This is a genomic window from Lunatibacter salilacus (assembly GCF_009797935.1).
Classification (GTDB): Bacteria; Bacteroidota; Bacteroidia; order Cytophagales; family Cyclobacteriaceae; genus Lunatibacter; species Lunatibacter salilacus.
This window is the reverse complement of sequence record NZ_VOLC01000018.1, coordinates 115005-141277: the sequence shown is the minus strand read 5'-3', so window position 1 is coordinate 141277 and position 26273 is coordinate 115005. Positions and strand designations below refer to the sequence as shown.

General features: G+C 37.6%; 24 protein-coding genes. 2 read left to right on the top strand and 22 right to left on the bottom strand.

All coding sequences use genetic code 11. The features are described from left to right. Nucleotides 1–508: 508 nt before the first annotated feature. Both FQ608_RS21315 and FQ608_RS21310 read right to left on the bottom strand, forming a co-directional pair. Nucleotides 509–1477 (bottom strand): polysaccharide deacetylase family protein, encoded by a 969-nt coding sequence (locus FQ608_RS21315; protein ID WP_158860516.1) that lies wholly within the window; start codon nucleotides 1475–1477, stop codon nucleotides 509–511. 28 nt (nucleotides 1478–1505) lie between these two features. After that, nucleotides 1506–2444 carry a hypothetical protein gene (locus tag FQ608_RS21310; RefSeq protein ID WP_158860515.1) on the bottom strand — a complete coding sequence of 313 codons (939 nt, stop codon included), beginning with the start codon at nucleotides 2442–2444 and terminating at the stop codon, nucleotides 1506–1508. Between FQ608_RS21310 and FQ608_RS21305 the strand changes: the two genes are divergently transcribed. Both FQ608_RS21305 and FQ608_RS21300 read left to right on the top strand, forming a co-directional pair. Continuing rightward, nucleotides 2436–2648 carry a hypothetical protein gene (locus FQ608_RS21305; RefSeq protein ID WP_158860514.1) on the top strand — a complete coding sequence of 71 codons (213 nt, stop codon included), beginning with the start codon at nucleotides 2436–2438 and terminating at the stop codon, nucleotides 2646–2648. The genes FQ608_RS21310 and FQ608_RS21305 overlap by 9 nt on opposite strands. Before the next feature lie 503 nt (nucleotides 2649–3151). Next, on the top strand, nucleotides 3152–4993 hold the full coding sequence (locus FQ608_RS21300; protein ID WP_158860513.1) for an acyltransferase family protein: 1842 nt from the start codon (nucleotides 3152–3154) through the stop codon (nucleotides 4991–4993). Nucleotides 4994–5066: 73 nt separating this feature from the next. Here the strand turns inward: FQ608_RS21300 and FQ608_RS21295 are convergent, their stop codons facing one another. From FQ608_RS21295 to FQ608_RS21200, 20 genes are all read right to left on the bottom strand, one after another. Continuing rightward, nucleotides 5067–6287 (bottom strand): hypothetical protein, encoded by a 1221-nt coding sequence (locus tag FQ608_RS21295; RefSeq protein ID WP_158860512.1) that lies wholly within the window; start codon nucleotides 6285–6287, stop codon nucleotides 5067–5069. 9 nt (nucleotides 6288–6296) lie between these two features. After that, nucleotides 6297–7106: a wbuO protein gene (locus FQ608_RS21290; RefSeq protein ID WP_158860511.1), complete on the bottom strand. Its 810-nt coding sequence runs from the start codon at nucleotides 7104–7106 to the stop codon at nucleotides 6297–6299. A gap of 31 nt (nucleotides 7107–7137) precedes the next feature. Beyond that, complete coding sequence (locus FQ608_RS21285) at nucleotides 7138–7803, bottom strand: HAD family hydrolase (protein ID WP_158860510.1); 666 nt, start codon at nucleotides 7801–7803, stop codon at nucleotides 7138–7140. Continuing rightward, a complete protein-coding gene (locus tag FQ608_RS21280) occupies nucleotides 7790–8965 on the bottom strand; it encodes a glycosyltransferase family protein (protein WP_158860509.1) in 1176 nt (391 codons plus the stop codon). The genes FQ608_RS21285 and FQ608_RS21280 overlap by 14 nt, the downstream gene beginning before the upstream one ends. Before the next feature lie 20 nt (nucleotides 8966–8985). Then, nucleotides 8986–10116 (bottom strand): glycosyltransferase, encoded by a 1131-nt coding sequence (locus tag FQ608_RS21275; RefSeq protein ID WP_158860508.1) that lies wholly within the window; start codon nucleotides 10114–10116, stop codon nucleotides 8986–8988. Then, nucleotides 10100–11302 (bottom strand): glycosyltransferase, encoded by a 1203-nt coding sequence (locus FQ608_RS21270; protein ID WP_158860507.1) that lies wholly within the window; start codon nucleotides 11300–11302, stop codon nucleotides 10100–10102. Before FQ608_RS21270 ends, FQ608_RS21275 begins: the two co-directional genes overlap by 17 nt. A gap of 1 nt (nucleotide 11303) precedes the next feature. Beyond that, the gene (locus FQ608_RS21265; protein ID WP_158860506.1) at nucleotides 11304–12170 is read right to left on the bottom strand and encodes a glycosyltransferase family 2 protein; all 867 of its coding nucleotides are present in this window, start codon (nucleotides 12168–12170) and stop codon (nucleotides 11304–11306) included. A 127-nt stretch (nucleotides 12171–12297) separates the two neighbouring features. Next, nucleotides 12298–13008 carry a sulfotransferase gene (locus FQ608_RS21260; protein WP_158860505.1) on the bottom strand — a complete coding sequence of 237 codons (711 nt, stop codon included), beginning with the start codon at nucleotides 13006–13008 and terminating at the stop codon, nucleotides 12298–12300. 89 nt (nucleotides 13009–13097) lie between these two features. After that, on the bottom strand, nucleotides 13098–14174 hold the full coding sequence (locus FQ608_RS21255) for a glycosyltransferase (RefSeq protein ID WP_158860504.1): 1077 nt from the start codon (nucleotides 14172–14174) through the stop codon (nucleotides 13098–13100). Beyond that, the gene (locus tag FQ608_RS21250; RefSeq protein WP_158860503.1) at nucleotides 14175–15089 is read right to left on the bottom strand and encodes a glycosyltransferase; all 915 of its coding nucleotides are present in this window, start codon (nucleotides 15087–15089) and stop codon (nucleotides 14175–14177) included. Between the two features lie 270 nt (nucleotides 15090–15359). Continuing rightward, nucleotides 15360–16265: a glycosyltransferase gene (locus FQ608_RS21245; RefSeq protein ID WP_158860502.1), complete on the bottom strand. Its 906-nt coding sequence runs from the start codon at nucleotides 16263–16265 to the stop codon at nucleotides 15360–15362. Beyond that, nucleotides 16265–16894 carry an acetyltransferase gene (locus tag FQ608_RS21240; RefSeq protein WP_158860501.1) on the bottom strand — a complete coding sequence of 210 codons (630 nt, stop codon included), beginning with the start codon at nucleotides 16892–16894 and terminating at the stop codon, nucleotides 16265–16267. The genes FQ608_RS21245 and FQ608_RS21240 overlap by 1 nt, the downstream gene beginning before the upstream one ends. Before the next feature lie 2 nt (nucleotides 16895–16896). Further along, the gene (locus tag FQ608_RS21235; RefSeq protein ID WP_158860500.1) at nucleotides 16897–17973 is read right to left on the bottom strand and encodes a DegT/DnrJ/EryC1/StrS family aminotransferase; all 1077 of its coding nucleotides are present in this window, start codon (nucleotides 17971–17973) and stop codon (nucleotides 16897–16899) included. A gap of 570 nt (nucleotides 17974–18543) precedes the next feature. After that, on the bottom strand, nucleotides 18544–18714 hold the full coding sequence (locus FQ608_RS28155; RefSeq protein ID WP_158860499.1) for a cytidylyltransferase domain-containing protein: 171 nt from the start codon (nucleotides 18712–18714) through the stop codon (nucleotides 18544–18546). Further along, entirely contained in the window at nucleotides 18707–20257 is a 1551-nt protein-coding gene (locus tag FQ608_RS21225; protein ID WP_158860498.1) for an ArnT family glycosyltransferase, read from the bottom strand. Before FQ608_RS21225 ends, FQ608_RS28155 begins: the two co-directional genes overlap by 8 nt. Next, nucleotides 20238–21662 (bottom strand): FAD-dependent oxidoreductase, encoded by a 1425-nt coding sequence (locus FQ608_RS21220; protein ID WP_158860497.1) that lies wholly within the window; start codon nucleotides 21660–21662, stop codon nucleotides 20238–20240. Before FQ608_RS21220 ends, FQ608_RS21225 begins: the two co-directional genes overlap by 20 nt. Then, entirely contained in the window at nucleotides 21646–22824 is a 1179-nt protein-coding gene (locus tag FQ608_RS21215; RefSeq protein WP_158860496.1) for a hypothetical protein, read from the bottom strand. The genes FQ608_RS21220 and FQ608_RS21215 overlap by 17 nt, the downstream gene beginning before the upstream one ends. 405 nt (nucleotides 22825–23229) lie before the next feature. Then, nucleotides 23230–24315, bottom strand: coding sequence for a hypothetical protein (locus FQ608_RS21210; RefSeq protein ID WP_158860495.1), 1086 nt, complete (start codon nucleotides 24313–24315; stop codon nucleotides 23230–23232). A gap of 154 nt (nucleotides 24316–24469) precedes the next feature. Further along, nucleotides 24470–25399 carry an O-fucosyltransferase family protein gene (locus FQ608_RS21205; protein ID WP_158860494.1) on the bottom strand — a complete coding sequence of 310 codons (930 nt, stop codon included), beginning with the start codon at nucleotides 25397–25399 and terminating at the stop codon, nucleotides 24470–24472. A 117-nt stretch (nucleotides 25400–25516) separates the two neighbouring features. Continuing rightward, nucleotides 25517–26224 carry a polysaccharide deacetylase family protein gene (locus tag FQ608_RS21200; protein WP_158860493.1) on the bottom strand — a complete coding sequence of 236 codons (708 nt, stop codon included), beginning with the start codon at nucleotides 26222–26224 and terminating at the stop codon, nucleotides 25517–25519. Nucleotides 26225–26273: the final 49 nt, after the last annotated feature.

Genomic DNA, 26273 nt, shown 5'->3' with positions numbered 1-26273 from the left:
CAAAAAAAACAATCCGCACAAATCCGTTCAATCCGCCAAATCCGTGTTCCATTCGATCCAATGTAGAATAGAACACCGATGACGCGGATGACCCGGATAAAGCGGATCTTTTTGTTTCGGATTAAATCTTGGGTTCAAAAAAAACAATCCGCACAAATCCGTACAATCCGTCAAATCCGTGTTCCATTCGATCCAAAGGAAATAGAACACCGATGACGCGGATACCTCGGATAAAGCGGATTTTTTTGTTCCGGATTAAATCTTGGGCTCAAAAAAAACAATCCGCACAAATCCGTTCAATCCGCCAAATCCGTGTTCCATTCGCTCCAACGTAGAAATAGAACACCGATGACGCGGATGACTCGGATAAAACGGGTTTTTTTGGGTTGAATTAAACCTCGATATCAATAAAAACAATCCGCGAAAATCTGCGGGATCTGCGGGAAACCTCTGCGAAGATCCCGAAAAACCGGGACAGGTTCTGCGAGATCAGCGGGACCCACTCGGACTAACCCAACGCCTCCTTTAACCCCCGCATGCCCACTGACTCCATCCCCATAGTGTCGTGTAAAAACTGGTAGTGATCCAGAATCATCCGGAGTTCCTGAAAACTCTCTTCGAAGTGGTGCCCGTGGTTGTGCGGATGCCACCAGAGATGGTAGACCTCCCCCAGTTGCGCAGCCCGGGTCATCTCGCGCTTGATACGGTCGATTTTCCAGCGGTTCAGTACCGGCATAACACCCTGGTAGGGCCGGAAAAACCGGGAGGCCGCCACGCTAAATGGCATGTCGGGATGGTTTGGAAGAACCGTGGAGGATTGATAGGAAGTTTTTCTTCCAAGAGGTAACACCGTATCCCCCGTACGGAACACTTTCTTCAGCAGGTGCTCATCATGCGGATCTCTCCAATACCAGTCTTCGGGGTTGCCGCGAACGGCGTCAAAACCCTCCCCTGCTGCAATGGCCATGGCAGCGGAATCATATTGGTTTCTGGGAAATACCAGGGAGGTTAGTTCAACGTCAAACTTATCCTGGGCGATTTTTTGGGCTGCCCGCAGGTCTGCCCGAAAGGACTTCTCACTATGACCCAGCTCACGGGTATAGTAGTGGGCAAAGGTATGGCTTCCCAGCTCCTGCTTGGAGGTATCCAGCACTTCCCCAATCAGGTCGGGGGCAAAGAGCATCCTTGGATCAACATTATGTCCCTGCAGCCAATGGTAAGCGGAAAAAAGGTTGTTGTGGTACTGTGGCTTATCCATCGGGCTATAGGCATGCAATTCCTCCATGTTTTCCGCAAAGAGCATACCCACCGTAGCCCAGGTGGCTGCGATGCCGTAGGATTCAAATTCCCTGCAAAGACGCGGCACGGCTTCCCTGGCTTGGAGGTAATACCGTTCATTGCCGACAAGAGGAACCTTGTCAAACCTGCCCCAATGAAGTTCAAAATCTAGGGAAATAACAAAAAAAGAAGTACTCAACCTATTAATGGACAGGGGTAATTAAAATTTAAAACCAACTACAATAATAGGATTTTTTTGGGAATATCAATATATGCCAGCCTGCCAAAAGAAAAAAAGGCATATAAAAACTTTTCATACGCAAAATAATGCCGAAATTATTCAGTGTCAACCCATATGCTAGGATAAGCAAAAACCCAACTGCCATTCCATATAACAGAAAACCCGGAAAGGAAACCTTTAGCCCCGCCCCTATCCAGCTTACTACCGCCAGGCCCAAAAGAAGCAAGGTAAATCCGTTTTCCACCGCCGCGGCTATATGCCAAATACTTCCATTTCCCAAGTCCAAAGGGAGAAAGGCGATGGTCCAGACCTTTCTTGGCCAGGAATACGTTTCCATGGGAAATTCCGATCCCGCACTAAAGCCTTCCAAAAAGGCAAACTGCCCCCTGCTAAACTCCTCCAACGCCGACAAGCTCAATGATGGCATATGGGTTTGGTAAAGGAGCCGATAGCCCGCACCCAACATTAATAGGACAAGTACACCTGTCCAGATCCACTTTCCGGGAAGCTGCGTGGATTTTGTGGTGATAAGTCTGATTCCTAGAAGGACCAACAGGATAGCCCCATTTAGCGGACGAACGGCAAATGAAAGAAAGATAGCCAATGTTCCCGAAGGATAGCGGCGCAGTTCTTGGATAAATGCCAGCGTATATACCAGTCCCACCCAAAGCAGTGCCTCCTTCCCCACTCCCGCCGTCCAAAAATGGATATTGGGCAAAAAAAGGAGAAATACCCATGTTCGTGATAACGTATTATCCGCATACTTACCCCAGGCCTGATAACCAAGCTGAATTAATTTCCAAAACCCCAGAAAAGAAACACAGGCATAAAGCAAATTCCCACTCCCATAGGAAAGACCCAACACCCGGGAAGGCAGGTAATTCAACCACTGCACAAAAAAGGTACTTAACCCCCAATGTTCCATCCAGGCCACAGCATCCTGGGAGGCATCGGCGGTAAGGTTCCAGTATCCTACCGAGTCACCCCCGTGCCGGAGGATATAGTGGTGGAAAATAACAGAAAACAGGAGATGGTAGCCGAAAAGGATCCAGGTGACGCGGCGGTAGAAGGGCGGAAGCTTAGCTTGGTTGAATTGGTGAAAAAGATACCAGGCGGAAGTGAAAAGTAGGATGGTTGAGAAAAAAAGATCCAATGAGGTGGAAATTACGAATTACGGATTAGAAATTACGAAAGGCGTATGGCAAAAGGGATAAGTGATGGGTGAAAAAAAAATTGATAATTTGTAATACTCCGTCTCCGGTCCTGCCCCTCCCCAGCCCTCCCTCCTGTAACCGCTACGCTATCACAGGATTTTCAACTGAAGGGGAGGGAGCTAGATTCCGTTATATAGGACTAAAATGGTACATCCTGATTAGCGAAGCGGTTCAGGGGGGGATTTAGGGGGCAGTCGGGAGGTAGATTTCCGTCGGTTAAGACGAATGTTCTTTACTGACGGAATATTACGTCCCCCCTAAAGTGGTACATCCTGATTAGCGCAGCGTTCAGGAGGGGGATTTAGGGGGGCTGTTTAGTCGTCCCAATCAAAAACTAAATCCCCTCTACCTTCACTTTTATGAGAAAATTCCGTGAAAAACATCCTATTTTTGGGGGATTTAAAATTTTTTATTAGAAATGCAGTACAGGAAAGACATTGATGGGTTAAGGGCATTTGCGGTAATAGCGGTAGTACTTTTTCACTTGGGGTTTCTTCCCAATGGATACTTAGGTGTGGATATCTTCTTTGTAATCAGCGGCTTTTTGATTACATCAATAATCTATAATAAGTCCGAAAAAAACGAATTCTCGATCCTTGATTTCTATTTGCGAAGAATTCGCAGGATTATCCCATTACTGCTGTTTACCACCACATTAGCTTTGGGGATCGGTATATTTTTAATGCTTCCCGATGATCTGGACAGCTTATCGCAAGCTGTATTTGCTTCCAATTTTTCCGCAAATAATATTTTGATGTATATCACGGCATCAGACTATTGGGCTGTAAGAAATGAATACAAGCCATTAATGCATACCTGGAGCTTGGGGATTGAGGAGCAATTCTACCTTATTTTTCCATTTATTTTTCTATCGCTTCAGGGAAAAAAAGTCAAATTTATTATGCCCACATTGTTGGTACTAACCATACTATCCGGATCTTTATTTCTATTGTCAGAAATCCAAGCTCAAAAATTTTACCTTTTACCTCACCGGTTTTTCGAATTTACCGCGGGGGGGATAGGTGCAATTGCGTTTGGTAACGGGAAACTTCATAGAATAGCCTCTTCAAAGTACCTGCTGAATGTTTCAGTCGGTTTAATTTTATCTATCCTTCTCTTACCCTTTTCGGACTTTAATTCTCTGAAAGTAATCGTTATCACTTTTTCCACCACAGCCTTGCTGGTAGTTGGTAAACACTTTTCCGGCCATAACAAATGGTATAAATATCTATTTGAAAACCAAGTTGTAGTCACAATTGGCAAAATTAGTTTTAGCATATATATGATGCATCAGTTGATCTTTGCCTTTGCCAGATATGCGTATTTGGAGGAAATCACTGTGGCGTGGGCTTTTCTCCTAATTTTGTTGACGATTTCAGTTTCCTTTTTGACCTACCGGTATATTGAAAACCCGTTTAGAAATCATCAATTATTCTCTATAAGGAAGGTTTTGGTTATTCTTATTCCCTTATTTTTGGTAAGCTCCGCAGCATCCTTCTACATCTACTCTGTAGGGGGAATTATAAAGGATTACCCCGTATTGGATGTTTATAAAGGTAAATACCAATTTGAAAGAGGCCTTTTTCGGGTTACTACCAATATCCATATCCAATACAACGAGGATGTACGCAAATTGGACAAAGGGTTTGAAAAATCTGATAAATTGAAAGTTTTGGTATATGGAAACAGCTTTGGAAGAGATGTAACGAATATTTTACTGGAGTCAGAATTTGAAAAGGATTTGCAAATTAGCTTTTTTGATGTGGCCCGGGCCACTAGCGACGAACAATTAAGGCTTCGCATAGAAGAGGCTGACTTAGTTTTTTTCGCATCGTATGGTTCTATGAGTCGGAAAATAATTCCAAATATAGAAACCCGGTATCAATTTAAGATCGATCAAGACAAAATCTGGGCTTTCGGCATAAAGGATTTTGGAGTACAAAACGGCATCCATTATAACAGAATGGATGCCGTCATAAATTATTCCACCTATCGCACCCAAATAGCAAAGAAATCTCTTGAAAAAAACGAGCAGTTAAAAACCGAATGGGCAACGAGATATATTGATCTTATTGGACCAATAATCAATGGAAATGGAGAAGTATTGGTATTCACTCCCGAGGGAAAGTTTATAAGCCCCGATACGGCCCATTTGACGAAGGCGGGGGCAACATATTATGCGGAATTACTTCGAACTACGTTGAACGAGATAATTTCAGAGGCTCAACAGAAATCACTTAAGTTTGATGATTCTTTGTGAAAGAATCATCAAACTTTCTACTATTTATCAGCTGCTTAACGAATTATATGGCGTATACTATTGAAATTCAATATTATTGAACCGTCCTTGCCTTGATAGCTTCCCTTCTTTTTTGAGCAATCTGCATGCGTCTATACTTATTCACTTTTTCTTTCCACACATGTCCATCATAAATGTAAACTAGGAAAAACAGGAAATAAACAAAGGTCATGTTTTTCATTCGTACGATAATGCCAAAATTACTAAGTGCCCCAGCAAAAGCTATAGACGCTAAAAGGAATGCCAAAAGCATAATTTTAATACCATTGGGAGATTTTCGATATCCCTGAATCGGGTTAACTTTTGAAAATATAAATATGGTTAGAAAAAGGGCAATGGCATTTTCGATGGAATTGATAAAGCTGGACAAATTGTGCGCATCGAAGAATAGGGGTCGGTACCAAAAGGTAAATAATTTCAGCGGATAAGGATATCCGGACATATCCACGTAAGACCTACCATAGCTTAAATTTGTCGCGCTGGTATTGAATAAGTCTTCCACATCCTCGGTAGTCAGTTCGTCCAACTTGAGGAAATCCAAAACCTCATCGTAAATCGAACCAAATCCCACGGCAGCAAGAACAAAAAATACCAGTTTATAGGAAAAATGTAACTTGCCGTCAATAAATAACATAAAGGCAGCAGACAACAATACGATAAAGGCCATATGCGGACGAACATGGTACAGTCCAATCACGCTAAATATCACTAAATATAAGTACTTTCTAAGATCCCGAATTCCGTAAAAATATATAGCTATAAATAAAAAAACCAATGAATCCTTGCCTATTCCTGAGGACCAAAAGTGTAAGCTGGGAAGCAATAAAATGCCCGGCCAAATCGATGCTCCACCAACACTGATTTTGTTATTTTTGAATAGATTCCGACCCGCCAAGTACAGTAACACAAATGCCCATGCACTTACACTTGCATAGATAAAAGTCCCTGTCCAAAAATCCAGACCCATTATTCGAGATAGTGGGTAATTTATAAAAAACACCGCATAGTTGTGTGTTCCGTAAGAGTCCAACCAACTTTCAAAATAAAAATATCGATAACGATCTCCTAAGTTCCAATAAAAATGGGTATCCGTTCCCCAGGCAAACCATCCATAGTAGAAGCCTAATAATACATGGTAATGGTAGAGTAACAAACAAAAATTAACCCCTTGACCTCCCGCCCGGGGACGCACAAACTCAGAGATCAAAACGACACTCAATACGTAAACCACTAAAAGGACAAAGATATCCAGCATATCCTAAAATTAAATGGCCTCTCTGGAGTACACTTTAGAACGAATTAGCAGCCAAATCCCGAAGCGGAAGATAAAAAAATACAATACCGATAAAGCCAACGTTGGCAGTAAATCAAAGAAACGCGAAATAGCTAATGCAATTAGCAAGGCGAACGCATAATAACCAAGGCGAAAGGTGTCCAAACCTTCCACCACTTGTTGTAAGGTTACCAATTGGTATTTTGGCTTTACCGCATGCTCCAACGTACGAAGCAGGGGGAAGGTAAGTAAAATAACAACGTACGGCTCCAATCCATAGTCCATTCCCAAAAGCAGAAAGGGAAACACAAAATATTTGGTTACACAAAGGCCAAAATAGGTCAGGATATTGATTCGAGAACGCAGCGAATTGTGGAGGGAAAAGAATAGCCTACCCATCAATACCCAACCAATAAACCACCCGCATTGGCTAATGGTCCAAAGATTTGTCGCCCAATTCGCCCCCACAAGTATGCCAAATAAAATCACCCGCAAAACAACAATTGTTTTTAAATTGGATCGAATAAAATTTATACGGTCTGTATCAATTCTAAGATTCGGGAATTTCTCTTTATGGATTGTGATTGAATCGTTTTCGAGATATCCGATTTCATATATGGCCATCCAAGCTATAAACCCAATAACAAAACCCAAAATATGCGAGTTAGTTGGAATTGCATAGAGGTAAAAAAGAAAGAATATTAAATACATCGGATATATCCAAAGTAATGATAACACTTCAGATATCCGCTTGAGGCGGGAAATATAAAGGTACTGAAAAGGAATTACATAAGTATGCATTAGCTATCTGATAGACCGATTGACCATTTGACTAAACCGATACAATGCGAAAATTGGCATGAGTTTTAAGCAATTTATTCCAGTTACCAATGTTTTGTCTCTTGGACACTATTATCGCTTCTCCAGCATTGTCTATTAGCGGGAGATCGTCCAAATTATCAGTAACGATTATCATTTCAGAACTGCGATAGTCTAAAAATTCAAGCTTTTTTGCTTTTACATCCAATAAGTATCTACCGGTATATTTTCTATTTACATCTTCTTCCAAGATACTTGCTATAAAGGTGTTGACCTTTAATACATTGGCAATTTCCTGAACTACCGGATAAAGTGAGCCACTTGCCAATACCACACGCTGCCTTCTCTTTTTAACTTCCTTGAGATAGTTGTGAGTAGGATAGATTTCCTTAGAGGATAAAAACTTGACCGAAAATTTTTTAGCGGCCTCGCTTACCGTATCTACTGGCTCATTCACCAATAAGCTTACCAGATAATTTCTTAACCCGATTTGAATCCCTAATTTGGCAAGTGCCACTATAATTATTTTTGAAGGTAAGGACAAAGCAATCGTAGATTTAAAAAACTTAATCCTACTGTATTTTTTAAAGTAAAAAAGTAAAAAGTCATAGGTGGTATTTGAAGCATACAATGTACCGCAAACATCAAACACTACTATTTTAGAACTATTCTCCGCCATATTGTAATGCTTGATGGTAAATCCATACAGTCTTGTCCAAAGAAAACCATGCTAACGCCAATGCAAGAATATCCTCTCTAAAATCTTCTTTCATCTGCTTTTCTACCCAATGATTTAACGAATCGTTTTCGGGAAATCCATTCCAGCAATAGGCAAATGGTTTTTCCCTTAAAATATCATCCAAATCCCCAATCCCCGGAGAATAGATAATCCCCAAACCGGCAGCCAAATACTCTGAGACTTTGATAGGTGCCACGCCCAACATAGAAAATGCTCTTTGCCTTAAAGAAACACCAATATGATGTTTGCAAAGTTCTCCATGAACATCCTCAGGTGAAACTGACTTAATGGTAACCTCATATTCCAATCCCGGAAAAGACTTTTGCAATAGATTGATAGCAGCTTCTTTTTGGACCGTTAGGATGGTTAATCTTGCAGACGGAAATTCAGATTTGACTTGTTGATAAATCCCTATCATTTCCGTAAACCTGTATTGTGGACCTATGGAACCCGCATACACCAGGCTACAGGTTTGTTTTTTCTGCCCATTCTTTTTCGGCTTTGGTACAAAGGTGCCATTATGGACTACAAAAACCTTGGTAAGATCAAAGCCGATTCCTGCCCTTTCTGTAATGATTGTCTTAGCCTTTTCTGAACGGCAAATGATGGACGCAGCTTCCTGAAAACCTCTTTGCTCGGTTTTCCTGTATAACCTGTACTGCATGCTGTCTTTGGACAATCCATTGAAATCCACCCGCTCATCCTGTGAAAATCCATCTGCATCAAACAACAACTTGATTCCTGTTTTCTTGGCAATTCCTTTTACTATACCCATAGAAGTGGTAGCCCTTGGCATTAGCACCGAAATCTGATGACTGCTGATATATCTTTTAATAAAAGCAGAACCAGTGAGCTTTGCTAGGATGAGACCTAATTTTGGGAATCGTCTCTTGACCGGAATGGCTAGGTATTTCATTCCTGCGCTTTCAAAAAGTTTTTCCCTAGACTTGACTACTTCCTCGGCATCCCATATAAACTGAATGATATGAAACTGATGCCCATATTTGATTTGTAAACCTTTAAAAATAGGTAAAAAAAGATTCTCCAAATAATTTACATTTGGTCCATCCCAAGTGACAAAAAGAATTTTTTCCCCTTTCATTCAAAAATTAAAAGATGTTTTCAAATAGAAATTCCTTTTTGTTTTAGAAGTCCATCATAGAGACTAAAAAGATTTTCACAATACTGCTTCTCTGTATAATTCTCTATTGCCCTTTTATAACCCTTCTCACCGAATGATTTTCTTAATTCCTCATTTCCAATTAGAATTAGAAATTTTTTGGCCAATTGTTGAGGGCTTTGACGTGAGACTAAAAATCCGGTTTCTCCATCAATGACAATATCTTTTAATCCCCCCACATTGGTAGCCACAACAGGTAAATTATGCAACATTGCCTCTGCAGCCACCAAACCAAAACCTTCATGGGCAGAAGGAAGGCAAAAAAGATCCATGATACTATAAAATGGATTTGTGTCTCCTTGAAATCCAACCGATACAAATTGATTCTCAAGACTAAGCTCTTTAGCTTTTTTCACCAAACCATTTAAATCTGGCCCAGCTCCTACCAACAAAAATTTAACATGGAAGTTATTTAAATCCTTGATTGCTTCCAAAATATCTGAAAATCTTTTGACTTTATTATGGACTCTCCCTACTGACCCTATTATAAAATCATTCTGTTTAAATCCCAATTTGACTTTCAATTTTGAAAGTTCTTCTTGGTCATTTCTTTTAGGAATTGAAACACCATTAGTGATGAGGATAGTTTTTTTGGAAGATATTTTCACTCTCTCCTGCAAGTATTTAACGACTGCAGGTGAAATACCAACCACTTTATCTGCAAATACTGCATACATTCTTTGCAGCCAAATGGCTTTCTTTGATCTAGTTTGAGGGTCGGAGGTTTCTTCTAAAATCACAATAGGAACACGCCCACATAAACCGCCAATAGTTGCCATACTCATACCCTCAAACACTGCCCCATGAATCAAATGAGGTTTATAGGCATTGATGATTTTTATGACTTTCCTGTACTTTTTCCATTCAAATAAGCTTACAAATGGACCTACTTCAAAGATTTCCACTCCTCTGGCCTCCAACCTTTCCTTGATAATCCCTTTTGCTTGCGTACATATAATTTTGTAATCAAATTTTTCAAAGTCAAGATTATCGGCAATTGTAAGCCTTACTTTTTCCACCCCTCCAGAAGAAATGGTTTCGATACAATGCAGCAACCTAATTTTCTCCGCCAACTCGATTTTCCCTAAGGAGTTGTGAATAAATACCTACCAAACGGTTTACATAATTTTCAACAGAATACCGTTCCGCATCTATTTTGGCAGCTTTTCCAATTCCCTCCCTTTCCTCCTTTGACATAAAAAGTATTTTTTCCATTTTTTGCTCAAGTTCAATTTTAGAGTTAGGGTTAATTAAAAACCCTGTTCTACCCTCTTGTATGATTTCAGGTGGACCACCTTGATTAGTAGCTATACATGGTAAGCCACCCAACATAGCTTCCACCAAAGAAATAGAAAACCCTTCAGAGAAAGACGGCAAAACGAATGCATCTGCGTTCACCAGAAATGATGTTACATTTTCTTGAAAACCCCAAAAAATCACCCGGCTCGTTATCCTCAAATGAACAACCAGAGATTCTAACTTTTCCCTTTCAGGGCCATCCCCCACAATCCAAAGTTTGGTCTCTAGGTCATTATTTTTTGACATCATTTCTGCAAAAACCCTTATCAAAGTGTCAAGATTCTTTACAGGCACCAACCTACATGTCGTTACAAAAATAATTTGGTTTTCTTTTTGACTACATTTTCTAATCCATTGAGCATTATCATTTCCAGATGTCGCTACTTTGTTATTTCGAACTGAGGTGCAGTGAGTAAAAACTGGTTCTTTTTCACTTTTAACCGTACTCCTATTGCCTAATTCAACAGGATTATATACCACCAAAACCTTACTTTCATCAACCTCACCCAAGTCCACAATTCGTTGCTTTACCGCATAAGAAATAGCAATAACTTTTGTCGCAGTTTTATATACCCACTTAAAAATCACCCTCCACTTCCAATCATGATTGGGAAAACCAATTTCCTCCCCTATTCGAACTGGAACTCCAGACATTTTTGCTGCGATCAAACCATGAAAATTAGCTTCTGAAGCAGAAGTGTGAACAACATCTGGCCGAATATTTTTGAGTAACCGATATAACTTAAAAATTAATATTATATTTGGGATTCTAAAATCTTGATTAAGATGAATTGTATGAGTACCTATTGATTGAAGTTCCTCAGAGATTTTTCCTCTTTTACCAAGCACTACGACGCTAATGGAGTGATATGAAAGTAACTTAAAGCCAATTACAGTATGCTTTATTCTTTTTTCTACTCCCCCAAAATCCAATAACGGTGTAATTCTTACGATCTTCAATCTAAAAATATTTAAATTTAAAATGCTCTCTTATAAATTCTTTGATTAAATGGTAGCAATTAACAAGTATTTGCTTTGCTATTTCAAAAATACAAAGAGGATCAAACCTTGCTCTCTTAAACATTTCTAATAATAATAGAAATCGTGCTTTGATTTGATGAAAGTAATAAAAACTACTCGTATCAGAACTTATTCGTTTATGCCCTCTTCTAACTAGATAAATAATCTCTTTCAAATTATATATTTGAGAAGATTTCAAATCCAAAAGTGCTATACTATTCATTAACCATTCCTGAGAATTCATTAAGGATTTTGAAAAAGGTTCTTGATTTAATGATTCTTTTTTCCATAGTATTGCTCCTAAAGGCCACCTGATATTATTTTTTAAATGATCATAAAATAAATTCGTTGATTCAAAAGATCTTGACCATAAATCCTCAAGGTTATCCCTATTCTTTGAAAAAAATTGACTATACCCCAAACATGCTTTTATGTTACTGTTTTCCTTTAGGACATTTACTTGGAGTTCAAGATTATTTCCCTTCAAAAGATCATCCGAATCAACCCATTTTATAAAAAACCCAGTAGCTAAGGATAGTCCATAATTTCTACAGGAATTAGCACCTTTTGACAATTTAGTGGGCCTACTATAGTATTTTATCCTGCTATCTTGAATTTCAAAGTCTTTAACTATTTCAGAAGTATTATCGGAAGATCCATCGTCAATAATTAATAATTCCCAAAAAGGATAACTTTGATCAATAATGCTATTTATAGTTTCACTTAACAATATCCCTCTGTTATAAGTAGGAATAATGATTGATACCATCATATTTTTTGATTTAAGAGCGTATTCAACTTTATCCAAAGAGAAAATTAAAGCGAAAAATATAAATGTATAATCCCAAATTACAGAATTCGAAAATTAATAAAGTTTAGTCGAATTAACTGAAAATTGAATATTCTAATATATTATTGAATAGATAAATAAATCCTTAAATAGTTTTATTCAAATGTGGAAATTTATTTAAATTTGTCTCAACATTTAAAAATTCTACAATTCTATTAAAATCCTCCTGATGTGATACATTAACTTTAATTAAATCGTTTGGTCTATTAAAAAAATAATTTTCAACATCTTTATTATGTTGCAAATAGTTTTTAATATAATACTGTTTGTCATATAAAGCAACATCTGGATATTTAAAAAATATTTTTTTAGAATCAAGCGGCATGCCTTTATATCTATAAATTGCTTGCTCCAAATCTTCTGGAGTTGGAGGGAAATTCTTGTTAGAAGACCATAGCATAGTATGAAATCTTACCAAAGAATTAAACCATTCATTTTCGTCGTCTCTTACAGTTAAGATGAATTTAGAATTTGGGAAAGCTAAATCTAATTTTTCGTAAAGAGTAGGCCTAGAGAAAGGAGAGTCTTGAAAAGCATCTGCGGAATGACAATAATTAATTATTTTCTGATAATTACCAGTTTTTCCCCACTCAAGCCCCAATATTTCAGCAATAGGTTGATTTCCAATTTTAAATCCAAAGTCATATAATACTTTTTTAATAGTAGTTGTACCAGTTTTATTAAATCCAATTACAAAAATTTTATTATATGTTCTATTCGAAATCTTACTGAGAGCTTTTTTAGAAATACGTTTTATTTCAATTGAAATTGGAAGAATTGGCAATTTAAATTTCATAAGTTATTATAAATAAAATTTAATACATTTTACAAAGATTTGTAACAAAAAATATATCCAACAAAATAAGCTCATAAAACAAATAAATCTTATTTACTATTAATAATCTTATTAAAAAGGATAAGCCATTGTTTCATAATTAATTCAGTTGAATATTCTTTTACCTTTTCTTTTGCTTTCAATGTCATATTCCGTCTAATCTTTTCATTTTTAATTAAATTCAGAATACTAGAAGCAAGATTATCTACGTCATTCATTTTAATTAATATACCAAGGTTATTATCTAATAAATTTATTGGACCAGAAAAGGTTTGGTAAGAAATTACAGCATTATAACTATTAAACGCTTCAAGAATCATGATTGAGAAACTCTCTGATTTTGATGTCAAGACTAAAATAGATGATTCTTTCAATTTATCAGGAAAATTATTTACAGCTGGGAAAATTTTAAGATTAAAACAATTTTTTTCGATTAAAGAATAATATTCTTTTAATTTTTCGTTTTCATCATTAATATAAATATGATATTCCCAGTCATCAAATTTATCGTAGATTTTATTCCAAGCAAGGATTTGATGATCGTATTGTTTTAATTTATCATTTCTTCCTCCTGAGATGATAATATTCTTTTTATTCAAATCATCAAATCTATATTGACTCATTGAAACAAAGTTAGGAATTACCTGAATATTCTTTAAATTATATTTAGTTTTTTCTAAATCATTTAGGACAACCACATTTGAATAGAGCATGTAAAAAAATCTTTTAATAAAAAATGATCTTTGAATAATAATTGTCGCAGAGGCATGAATTTCTAAGATTTTTGGGATACTGATTCTTACAAAAGGAAGAATAAAAAAATCTATACTTGAAAGCAAACTAATACAAATATCAGCATTAAAGTCAGAAATGATTTTTCTAACTCTTTTGAAAAAATAGTAGCTATATTGAATTTTTTCCAAAGAATTTATACTGTGATACGATTTCTCCAAACTATAAATTTTTAATTTTCCATTAAATCTTTCTTCATAAGGTGAATAATGCCATTTCACAATTACACAAACATCGTATCCCTGATTAATTATAAGCCATTCAATTTTTTTATTAGTAATAGTTGATATTCCCCCCAAAGCATTTAAACTATTTAACAAGTAAACTACTCTCATTTATTTTATCTTGATTGTATTTTTAAAATATAAAAGCAAGTATTTTACCGAATAACTTTCAAAAAATAATCTAAAAATTATTGATATTGATTTTGAATATTTTCCACTTTTAATTAGTGCATCAGAATAAAAAAATAAGTATTTATAATATTTATTTCTTAAAGACCTTACCTCTTTATTGTTAGAATATAATTCTTGATAACATTTTAATCCGATCTCTGTCTTTTCAAGATATGATTTAGATGAATAAACTCCATTGTTATGAATTCGATAAACCGAAGTATATGAATTCATTATCGCTATCTTACCATTTAAAAGGAAATAATAAAAAAGATGCACATCTCTAAAATATTTATACTCTTCATTTCCGTTAAAATCAAAGTCATTTTTTCTAAACATCATCGTCTGGGTACCAAGATGCCATCCCTTTTCTAAATTCTCAATATCCAATTCAATAAAATCCCTAGTTATGAAAAACTCATCATAACTATCATTTTTTAATATATTATCTTTTTCGTATAGTAATTTGAACCTAGTAAAAATTAAAGAATACAAGCGGTTTTTTTCGAGGAAATCAACTTGTTTTTGTAGTTTATATACATCAGTCCAATAGTCATCTCCTTCGCAAAAAGCTATATATTTACCAGAACACTTTTTTAAAGCCCAAAAAAAATTTTTTGACATTCCTAAATTATTTGAATGTCGAAAATATCTAATTAAATGTTTACATGGTTTATTTTTTAAAATATTCTGAATAATTTCGCTGGTCTGATCAGTTGATGCATCATCTGCTATAATCAATTCCACCTTAAAGTTGCCTTTTTGCATGAGAATATTTTCAATAGCCTGCCTAATATATTTCTCATGATTAAATGTAATCACACAAACACTTATTTTGAGAAGCGAGTCAGACATTTTAAGGAGTTTTTAAAAATTGGTGTTAACCGCTAAATTTCTAGGATTTAAAAATTACTTTATTGTTGTTTTTGAGGAACTTAATTTTAAAAAATTCTTTAGTCACTTCAAGTGTATCTTCAGTAGAAATATAATCAGAAATAATAAATTTAACAGGAAAGTTAATCATTTGATTACGAACACCTTGAATTACCTACATATTAAAATCAGCCAAGTTATATGTAAACTTGCAAACACACACCAAAGGTTTCCCCCCCTCAATATTGAGGTTCATTTGAAGTAATTTTTTTGTTTCAAAATAAATCCTATCCTTGCCTCTCTACTTACAAAAGAATGATAAATATTCTTCAAATAATATTTTAATGCAATCCCATATTCCCCTTTTTTTAATGCGGAAATAATAATAGAATTTGCAAAATTTGACTTAGTGACAATCAATCGTTGATCTTTAAAATATTCGTAAATTTTGGAATATGTTCTATAACTTTTCATTGATTTTTCATATTCATTCTTCATACCCCAAATTCCTCCTTCATGGAGTAAATGAGTAGCCTTCTCTATATTCGAATGAAAATAGGCATCTCCATGTTGGGTCAGAAGTAAAAATAGAAAGGTATCACAATTAGTAATTTGATAAAATTGGTCGGGAAGTTTACCCTTAATTGTATTCCTAAGAAATGTTGTTAGATTTGGAATAGTATAATATCCACTTAGCAAATCACTAAAACTTAAATTCTTTTTTGTGGTAACATTTGGAATCTGATATCCTTTCCTCCCATCAGTGAATTTGGTTTCAGCCACATGAAAACTCATTACGAAGGATGGATTTGATTCTAAGAAATCATATTGAATTTGGATCTTAGAATTGTCGCCCCAATAGTCGTCACCTTCACAAATTGCAATGTAATTTCCATCGCAAGCATATAGTGCATTAATAAAGTTTCTATTTACTCCTACATTCCTTTCATTTTTGATTAATTCAATTTTCACACCTGTTGTGTTTTTTGAAATTTCATCCTGAACAATTTCTAAGGTTTCATCTGTTGAACAATCATCTGCAATAATCAGCTCCATTGGAAAATTGACTTTTTGCTTTAATACACCTTGAATGGCTTTATTTATATATTTTGCATGATTGTAGGTTATCATACACACACTTACCTTAGCTAACTCCATTAAATGATGGGATTTACTTTTCCAACAACTCTTCCCGGAACCCCTATTACCTTTGAAAAATCAGGTACATCTTTTGTAACCACCGCTCCGGCTCCAATGATCACATTATCACCAATTTCTATTTTCGGTAATATAGTCGCATTCGCACCTATAGATGAGAAATTTCCGATTTTCACTTTCCCAAGAATCACAGCACCAGGATTTATTTCGGAAAAATCACCTATAACGACCTCATGATGAACTTGCGAGCCTGTATTTATTAAAACACCCTTTCCAATTTTAGTTTTGGCACCAACAAAACACAAATTAAATATATCTGCTTCGTTATTCTCTGTAAAGTTAGAATAAACTACACCTTCCCCCTTTATGAAAAAATGCTGTCCGCCTAAATGGATAAACCAGTCATAAAAAAATTTCCTATGTCTCGGGCTTCCTATTCCAAGAATAAAATATGGGCACTGCTTAAAATGTTCAAGGACCTCTTTTTCTGATTTTAAAATAGTATATTGGTTTTCAAAAAGAACTTGCTCATTGACATTGTCAAAAAAACAAAGATCTTCTGTTTGCTTTTGGTTTAACAATAAATCTAATAAATCCAAAGCATGCCCTCCTGCTCCTGCTACCAGCATATTCAATTATTTTGAGTTCTTAAAAGTAATCTAGCAATCATGTCTTGTTCTTCCTGGGAAAGTGTATGGTAGATGGGAATACACAAAATCCGAGAGGAAATTGAATCTGAAACGGGGGTATGTCCGTCCGTATAATCTAACGAAGATAGACTCGGATAAAAGTATCTTCTGACTCCAATTCCATTAATTTCTAACTCCCTCAATGAAGATAAGGCTAGTTCTTCCGATTCAAACACAATAGGATAATACGCATAGTTATAAACAATATCTTTATTGAGTTTTTGCTTCCTAACTCTCAAATTTTTTAAAATTTTATCATAATATAGAAATTGTCTTTTCCTGACCGCAAAAATCTCATCCATATATCTAAGGTTAACTAATCCCATTGCGGCGTGAAACTCAGAATTTTTTCCGTTAATTCCGATTCCATTAAATTTCTCTGGACCATCATGCCCGAAATTCCTCATAAATGCCATCTTTTTTAAAATGTCGGGCTTTGTTGTAAATACAGCGCCACCTTCGATGGTATGAAAAAGTTTTGTAGCATGAAAGGATGTTGTTGTAATATCACCATATTCAAAAACTGATTTATTTTCATAGCTTGTTCCAAACGAGTGGGCACCGTCAAAGATAACTTTCAAACTATGTTTTCTCGCAATTTCATCAATGGCAGCAATATCACAAGGGTTACCGAAGCAGTGGGTAGCCAATATTGCCGATGTATTTGCGGTAATTGCCAATTCAATTTTTTTTGGATCTATATTAAATGTGTTTTCATCGATATCCACAAATACTGGTGAACAACCTTCCCAGACGATACTACTTGTCGTTGCCACGTAAGAAAAAGGTGTGGTAATAATTTCACCCCTTAATTCCAATGCTTTAATGGCAATTTGTATAGCTATTGTACCATTCCCTAAATATAGCAAATGATTCACTCCTAAATACTCCTTTAACTTTAACTCAAGTTCATTGACCAGCGGACCATTGTTGGTCAACCAATTGCGTGACCATATCCCGTTAAGATATGCTTGGTATTCATCCTGAGTTGGTAAAAATGGTTTGGTTACTGGTATCATATTTTCTTGAAGAACACTAAATTCTAAATGCTATTTTTCTAATCTTTACACAATCAATTTTGCAATTTTTCTTAAAACTTATTTGAAAAAACAATATATTGATGGTAATTAGTAACTGACTACTAGATCTCAACTTTAATTATAATGGTCCAGTTGGCCAAATCATTTAAATGCCTGATGATTCCGTTCAGTTCAAGTGAACTGCCTCTAAAAATCTAGAGAGAAAGAGTATAAGTTAATATGAATTAAACCTTATTTTATTACCTGTTTTAATTCTCATTATTTACTATTTTGATGACCATCCAACTCAACTTCTCCGCTCCCTTCCCATTCAAATGATCCTCATCATAAAAATCTGAATCGATGAAATCTCGGTGCTGATCGAAGTCTACGTACTTAATCAGTGATTTGCTTTCTGTAATTTCTCTTGCAAAATGCTTTGTTTTTCTAAGCTAATTTTATCTATCAATTCAAAATAGGCTCCATGGACTATTGGTGTAATTAGCAAAGTGCTGATATTTTGAGATAAAGCTAATTCAAGCAAATTCTCGAAAGCGCTACTATTTTCATCTAGGAATTCGTAGCGACAATTATTTTGTTATAAGGGAATGCTTCGGTCAGTCGCATTATCAGGGTTTCAAGAATTGATTTCTCGTCAAAGAATTTTTTAGTTACCTTATTGGGAAGACGGGTCGATCCGTTTCGTGATTGGATTATAAATGTCGGTTCACTTCTATTCATGTGTTTCTACTTTTGAATAGCTCAGCATATATCCGCATCCCCCCACCACACAATACTGATCCAATACTTTCGCTCCGGAAGCTTCCAGTTGCCGCCTAGTTTCGTCAAAATCCGGATTATCTAAATTGGTAAACAATAGCCAGAATGGAGAGGTATAGTTCCTGAAAATTTCAATATCCAGCTTTAAGCTCGATGATTCCTGACTGTCTACGATGTATTTACGGTCTTTCGGAAAAGTGCCGATTTGTCGGTAAAACCTCACGGTAGGAGACGACATAGTGACTACGTAGATGGGTTCCTCTTCCTGTGATTCTTCCAGCACGTAAGCCATTAGGCCCTTAAGGTCTGTGATTTCTATAGGGAACATCTCGGCATAGCTGATCCTGGTTCCGGTGAATACCGTCAGTGCTATTGCAACCATAAAGGCAAGTTTGGCTTTTTTAAGCGCAATTTTATGCATAAGGTAATCAAATCCTTTTGCGGTGAGTAGAATGGTGAGGGGGATAAAGTAGATAGTCAGTCTGAGTTCGAGGGGGTATTGTTCAAAATAGCTAAGTATAAGGTGTACCAGCATGGGAGTGCCAATTAATACTGCCCATTTTACTTCATTCTTATTTCTATGAAGAAGGAGTCCGACGGTGAACAATCCAAAAATCACATATTTCTCGATCATGCCCATACCCATCATCATACGGAAAAGTACAACGAATTTTACCTTGAAGAAAAGGTATACACGCCAAGGGTTGTCTAAATCTGGCATAAACCCAAAGCTAGCCCTCCAAAATTCGAGCATATAGTCTTTGGTAGGGTGCCCATGTATAAAGAATACGTAGTAGGTCGCAAATGCAATCAGCCAAGTGGCGAATAGGGGGATTAGCTTAATACTGTCCTTAAGGTTATACGTGTGGAGTAGTAGAAAAATGCCGGCTGACAGCAAGATAATAGGTGAAATATTCGATAGAAATGTAATTGTTATCCCAACGATGGATAAGGGGAAATAAGTTTTTTTCGTATCTGCCAATGTGGCAATTAGCGTTACCAAGAGCAATAGGGTGCAAAACACATCCCCCATATATTGCTTCACTTCGGAGGCATAATAAATAAGGCGATAATTAACCGCAAAGAAAACTACTGCCAATACCTGACTATACCATAATGTTAAAGTTTCACGAATGATTCGGAAAAAAAGTATTGTAGACCCGATATATAAGAGTAAAGGGAATATGCGAAGTGCATATTCTGTTTGTGGGATGATCTGCACAAAGAAGCGTTCTATCCAGAGAAAGAGAATAGGAGCTGCCTGCCGTTCGTCCAGCGGGCGTAGCAAATCCAAGTAATCACGGTTGAGCAGGTTGTTTGCGAGCATGGCTTCGTCTATCCAAAGACTGCGGTTATAAAAGAATTGCCAAAGTGCCAGTCCAACTCCTAATGCAAGAATAACCTTCAGCACAAGTGGGTGCAACGCCTCATTATCCATCGTGCCGGTTTCTGACACAGCTGAGTTTCCCTGCTTGGACAAAAAATTAATTTTCAGAGATTTCATGCGTTTGATGGTGTTCCTGATATACGCCGTAGTCTGTATTTACCTGCCAGAGATTATGTCTTCGTTTCCCAGAAATATTCTCGGAAGACAATATGCCCATAAGCATACTGTGATCTTGATTGTTGTATTTGAATGAGCCATATCTTCCGATGGCAAGCAGGTTGGGATACTCTTCCAAAGCCTTAGCAATAATATCCACCTGTTTTTTATATCCCATTCGGTATACCGGGTAGCACCGGGGTACCTTGATTACTTTACCTGCTTGTACATCTTCCACATTGGCCAACCCCGCTTGGACTATTTCTTTTTTAGCCAGCTCGATCAGGTCAGTATCCGGCATTTTCCATAGCTCTCCGGACGGATCCGTCCAGTATTCCAGGCACAATATAGTTTCTTCTTTTCCGCAACAGAGCTCAGGTGCCCAATTCGAAAAATTGGTGATTCTGCCAACTCTTAGGCGCTCATCGTGCACATATATCCAATTGTCGGGGAATAGGTCCTTGTTGTTTACCTGCAAATACACCAACAATGTGTTACGAAAAGATAACTTTTTGGCCGCCTCTATAGCTGTAGGGTTGAGGAGAGGGAGCTGTTCCACAAGCTTGGTAAGTGGCATAGTGGAAATGATCTGTCGATAATGACGTATGGGATGCCCTTCGGCCTCTATACCTATGCCGTTTTCTGATCCAGTGTGCAGGCGGTTCACGGGAGTGTTTAAATATACGCGGCCGTTATTGGCACGTACAAAGTCCGCCATTCGTCTATATACTATCCCCGTGCCCTCTATTGGGTATAAAAACGTTTCTACGAGTGAGTTGTGATTCGAGGGTTTGCCCCACAACCCCTGCCAAACAGCTTGGAAAAAGGTAAGTTTTTTGATGCGCTGGGCGGCAAAATCTTTGTCGAGCTCTTTGCCGGATATGCCCCAAAGCTTTTCGCTGTAGGTCTTGAAAAACTTTTCGTACAGCACATATCCGAAGCGGTTTACTACCCAGTCTTCAAACGAGTCATCCTCTTTTGTTGGACGTACCTGTTGCTGCAGGTAGGAAAGGATAGATCTCGTTCCGTCGCGTATGCCCAGTTTGCGGAAGGTTTCCCAAGGTTTGAGAGGATAATGGAAGAACCTGCCTTTGTAGTGTACACGGGTGAGCCGGTTCACTGTTCTAAAGTCCCCTTTCACAACTTCCAGCCATAGCCGATTGATCCTTGGGTCTTTTGAAAAGAACCTATGTGGGCCCAAATCCACGCGCTGCCCCCATAGGGATATGGTTTTGGACATGCCTCCCACTTCGCTATCTGCCTCGTAGATATCCACTGGATATCCGCGCTTGGCCAATTCGTAGGCTGCCGTCAGTCCGGCCGGTCCGGCACCGATAATTCCGATAGGGCTAGACTCGTTTTTCAAGTTTAAGTAGTATGCGGCTTGGCAGCCAGTTCACGAGGGTGCCTAAAGCAAACAAAAACACAATAGGCAGCACCACCATTAGAAATCGGCTATCCCAGTCCACCGTGAGCATTGCGCAACTAAGCAGACTCACCAAAACAAAGGATCCGGCAAATAGACGCAAAGAAAGCGCGATTTTCTCAGTCCCAAGGGTTTTCGTAAAGGCGATATAGCAGGGTAGCAATATACTTAATGCCGCCAGGTTATGTACTGCTGAATAATAGGGTCGTATATAGCCAAGAAAGTAGAAAGCCTTCAGCGAAAACAACTGAAGAGCGTAAATGGGGTTGCCCAGAACAAGCTTGGCGGCTTTTAGCAGTGCTGCCTCGTTTTCATCAGGTAGGTAAAGGTTTTTGGGCGGAGTCACCATCAGCCATTTGGCGTAGTCCATGTGTGCCATTTTAGTAATGTTGTAGACGATCTCCCCTGTGGCATAATCCCTAATAAAGCCGAACGTAGCCAGCATTTGGTTGAGCAGGTAAAAAAAGAGTAGGAAGATAACAGTAAATCCCGTGGTTCGGGAAAAGGGATGCTTTAATGTATTCCATACATAGGGTATTATCATGGCAACTATTCCAGCTAAGAAGGCAACTCCGGTAGGCTTGACAAAGAACGTATAACCTATGACAAGCACCGCTAGCATGGTGAAGGGAATTGATCGCTCTCCCTGCTGCCACCTTACGACCAAATAAAAGGAAATGCAGGTAAGGCTGATAAGTAGGGATTCGGCATAGATCCAGAAGTTCCAGTACGAAATCTTGAAAAAGCCGAGAAAGAGCAGACCACTAAGTATAGCGGGTGCTTGACTCCGATATAGCTTTAGTGCGGTATGGTAAATCGCCATTAGGGCTAGATAGGAAACGGTAGCCTGAGCGAGGACGACGGCCATCAATGATTCCCAAATGGAGTTCGCCGCCAGGATAAATAGGGCATAGCCGATATACCAGAAGTCGTGAGGTTTGAAAAACACACCATTTGTTTTTATTTCCTCGGCATACTGCAGGAACCGCTCCGTATCTGAGTCCACCACCACGCCCAGTTTGGTATATAGTGCGGCGTTTACTGCTATAAATAGCAGGGAAAGGAGGATGATAGGGTGTTTGTATATGGTGTTTTTCCACATTATGGTTGGTCCAACATCCTGCCGTTGCGAGGATTGGAGATCGGTGGGTGTTGAGATTGCTTTGCGGTTCCTTGTCAAAATCGTCCCGTCATTGCGAGCCTTGGGGATGGCTGATGATCTTTTGTTATGTAATCTGCTGTTTTCAATAGACTTTCGGAGAATGAAGCGATATTAAGCCGAAGCAATCCCATAATGGTTGTTGAGAATGGTTCGTCATTCTTCCTTTGTTTCTGTCGAATCCCATTCAATCCTTTATTCCAACACCTTGTTTTACTTCATGTTCATTTTGTCTTGATACAAAAAGAATCAAAAAAGTTACCCATAAATTTAATTCGGGTCCGTTAACTTTTTAGTATTATTAACCATAAACTTCAATTTTTAAAAATCGCATTATTTTAAATTCTCTCATTCGGGAATCCTATTTGTATTTTCAAAAACAGCCGGAAATGTTTTCATTAAACTGACAACATGATTTGATATCAGTGAACTAGTCGAAAACTCATCCAAAAACCGCCCCATAAACTGTAACATGCGATTGGTATAAGGCAAAACCGAATCTTCCACGATATGGTCTATTTTATAACGAGGAAGTAAATTTATAAATCCAGCTGCAAGGCTTGTGGGAATTAGCATGTGGGAACCGTGGACGCCAATTACCAGGTGGGACTGGGCATATACTGCATTCCAGATCCTTTCTGTTTCTAGATTAATTTCCGACACCCGTAGGTCTTTGAGTGATTTAGCATATGACAAACTGTTTCCAAGTCCCGTCGCATAAAACTGAACTTCCGGCAGCAAATTTTGTATGTTCTTGATGGTCTTATGAACTAAGTGCTTCTGTCTCCATAGAAACAATGGTTTGATAATATGTTGCAGTTTATACTTTACGGATAGTTTATAAAGAAAATCCATTATAAGACTGTTGTGCCAAAATCGGTCTTCTCTCAGTATAAAGGTAATTCTTAATGGCAATAGCTGAAACTGATTTAAATCAAACCGCTTTTGACCCACAATTTGCTCTAAATCTACATAGGCATGATGATCTAGATGTATATAGGCCTGACTCAAAAGCACCTTCTCAAATCTTTCCATTTGTTTTTTTATCCATTCATCCAAGCCGTCCAGAAAGAACTGGCAATTTAAAAGGGATACATCCACCATCCATATCTCTGAAACTTCATTGGGCACCATCCATGCATATTTGGCTGGAAGTAGTACAATGATATCATTTTGCGGGCACCACTTTACAAGTGTCTGTGCATTCCATAGTTTGGAGTATAGATGTCCAAAGCAAGTGTCGAGGCAATTCAACAGAATAGGGTCACTCTGGACGACCCGATTTTGTTTTATTTTTATAGAAACAGTTTTTCTACTGTTAAAACTTTCCTGTAAAGGTAATACTAGCCATTTGTTGGCTGGTGTTAGATTAATCACCCGTCTATCAGGAAGTGAGAGTGCAATTGGAAACTGCAATGCATGACCAGTTGGCATTGTATGCAAGAATTCGAAATTACAACTTGAACACCGACATTCAGCTAAAATGTGAATCCCTTGAAAAAATATACCTTTAATAGTTACCTCCTGATTGTCACAGGAATGGCAACCAATCTGTTGCATTACGTTTGGTTTTATTGGGATCAATATATTACCATTTCCTTAAACCCCATTCATTTAAATAATAAGCCGCCAGGGTTTTCCACCTGTCGACCTTAGATTCCCAGCTTTCAGCGATTCTAAAGGGGATATTAGGATTTATTATCAAAGCACAGTACGATAAATTTGAAGGAGAGAGTATAAGTTCATCACATAGGGCAAGACTGTGGCAGTCAATTAAGGCCTCTTTTCCCAACAAATATCCATTGGCTTTATTTTGAACTCCGTGTATAGGTGCTTTTCCAGATGACCTAAGAGATGAGTGATATATTACCTTTTCCTTGTAAGCTTTCTTAAGGGTTTTAAGAACTTCCTCGTCGTCCGTTGCTACAAATAGCTTGTCGAATGCGTTCACTCTCCGGTTAATCAACTTATATAAGGAAGATAACTTCACCGGTGCAATTTCCTGATAATGATCTGTTCTTCGAACATGAATACCTAAAATGGTATTTCCGCTGAACTGAATAGTGGCATTTTGAATTGCTTTACTAATTTCGTCCCTAAGTCGAAAATCCAAAGAAACCGCAATGTGAAATTTTTTAAAAAATTTCCTGTCCCAAATCCGCAAAGGATAGTTTTCATATTTGGAATTAATTACTTCCCGTAAAGAAGAATTCGGGGGGTCTATCTCGAAATAATATTCCCAGAAGTTTCTGTTACCTTCAAATTTGGTCTCATCGCTATAAAAATAATCTAAGTTACCAAAATCCACTTTATGCGGAAGTCCATTTTTCTTTGCAAAATAAATTCCATATGCGACTTGAAGATAAAGTGAAAAAAAACCTCTCCAACAGTTTCCATCGAAGTGCCCATCACAGAAAAAATCTCGTTGAAAGCAGGTTATGACATAAACTATGTTGGGTTGGGATAATTCCTCCAATCTTTCACGCGAAATGACCGAACGTTTACTTCCCACAGACATTTTTCCTGATTATCATTGAGAGTTCAGACCCCGTCCACGAAAACACTAATTGCAAAATCGGAAGTAAAAATCTCCCATCCCAGTCAACAGAAAGTGAACATACGCTCAGAATCTAGATTAAAAAACATCCCCAAACCGCGAAAACTTAAATCCATTATCTTTTCCCCATTGTAATAATAGCCGGAATCGCTCCTCAGACAATTCATAAGCATCTCCATCCCCTACTTTGTGTAGATGAACTAAAAACCGAGTTTCATTGTCCGTAACATTCTTTACAATATTTTTCCAAGGTATAGTATTGAAGTTACCATTATCTAGTTCCAACGAACCAACCCAAAACCTTGAGATCCATTTATTAATTGACGAATCGATTAGGGCATTTTCATAAGAACTTGTGGGGATTACGTCCCTTATTCCTTCAAATTTAAACCAAAGCAGTAAATTTACCATTTTATTATGCTCTCCATAAGGCAAGGCAAAAAAGCGGGGAGTTACCCCATATTGCTTGATTTGATCTACATTGCTTTGTATTTCATTTCGGAGGTAGCTAAATATTCCATGAGATTTAATATACTGGTTTACGGAAACATGCATTTCTCCATGTGCGCCAATCTCATGCCCATGATCAATTAATTTGCGGAGACTGTCTTTTTCTCTGTCCGAATACTCTCCCAACCGACATACAAAGAACGTAACTTTAGCATCATACTCATCTAACAAGGGCAAAAGCTCAACCCATTCATTGACATAATTGTCGTCAAATGATAAGCAGATCGTTGGAGTATTAACTTCCCCATTTTCACAACCAGTAATTGTAACAATCATTAAGAAAGACCAAGCCCATCTTCCTGCCGAGTGACTAAAGGAATTCGAT

Coding starts and splice junctions, on each gene's coding strand:
- FQ608_RS21305 (WP_158860514.1), top strand. CDS start 2,436: ATGTTCCATCCAGGCCACAGCATCCTGGGAGGCATCGGCGGTAAGGTT.
- FQ608_RS21200 (WP_158860493.1), bottom strand. CDS start 26,224: ATGATTGTTACAATTACTGGTTGTGAAAATGGGGAAGTTAATACTCCA.
- FQ608_RS21300 (WP_158860513.1), top strand. CDS start 3,152: ATGCAGTACAGGAAAGACATTGATGGGTTAAGGGCATTTGCGGTAATA.
- FQ608_RS21240 (WP_158860501.1), bottom strand. CDS start 16,894: ATGCTGGTAGCAGGAGCAGGAGGGCATGCTTTGGATTTATTAGATTTA.
- FQ608_RS21310 (WP_158860515.1), bottom strand. CDS start 2,444: ATGGAACATTGGGGGTTAAGTACCTTTTTTGTGCAGTGGTTGAATTAC.
- FQ608_RS21205 (WP_158860494.1), bottom strand. CDS start 25,399: ATGTCTGTGGGAAGTAAACGTTCGGTCATTTCGCGTGAAAGATTGGAG.
- FQ608_RS21210 (WP_158860495.1), bottom strand. CDS start 24,315: ATGCCAACTGGTCATGCATTGCAGTTTCCAATTGCACTCTCACTTCCT.
- FQ608_RS21280 (WP_158860509.1), bottom strand. CDS start 8,965: ATGAAAGGGGAAAAAATTCTTTTTGTCACTTGGGATGGACCAAATGTA.
- FQ608_RS28155 (WP_158860499.1), bottom strand. CDS start 18,714: ATGAATAGAAGTGAACCGACATTTATAATCCAATCACGAAACGGATCG.
- FQ608_RS21250 (WP_158860503.1), bottom strand. CDS start 15,089: ATGTCTGACTCGCTTCTCAAAATAAGTGTTTGTGTGATTACATTTAAT.
- FQ608_RS21290 (WP_158860511.1), bottom strand. CDS start 7,106: ATGCATACTTATGTAATTCCTTTTCAGTACCTTTATATTTCCCGCCTC.
- FQ608_RS21225 (WP_158860498.1), bottom strand. CDS start 20,257: ATGAAATCTCTGAAAATTAATTTTTTGTCCAAGCAGGGAAACTCAGCT.
- FQ608_RS21295 (WP_158860512.1), bottom strand. CDS start 6,287: ATGCTGGATATCTTTGTCCTTTTAGTGGTTTACGTATTGAGTGTCGTT.
- FQ608_RS21245 (WP_158860502.1), bottom strand. CDS start 16,265: ATGGAGTTAGCTAAGGTAAGTGTGTGTATGATAACCTACAATCATGCA.
- FQ608_RS21260 (WP_158860505.1), bottom strand. CDS start 13,008: ATGAAATTTAAATTGCCAATTCTTCCAATTTCAATTGAAATAAAACGT.
- FQ608_RS21285 (WP_158860510.1), bottom strand. CDS start 7,803: ATGGCGGAGAATAGTTCTAAAATAGTAGTGTTTGATGTTTGCGGTACA.
- FQ608_RS21255 (WP_158860504.1), bottom strand. CDS start 14,174: ATGAGAGTAGTTTACTTGTTAAATAGTTTAAATGCTTTGGGGGGAATA.
- FQ608_RS21235 (WP_158860500.1), bottom strand. CDS start 17,973: ATGATACCAGTAACCAAACCATTTTTACCAACTCAGGATGAATACCAA.
- FQ608_RS21215 (WP_158860496.1), bottom strand. CDS start 22,824: ATGTGGAAAAACACCATATACAAACACCCTATCATCCTCCTTTCCCTG.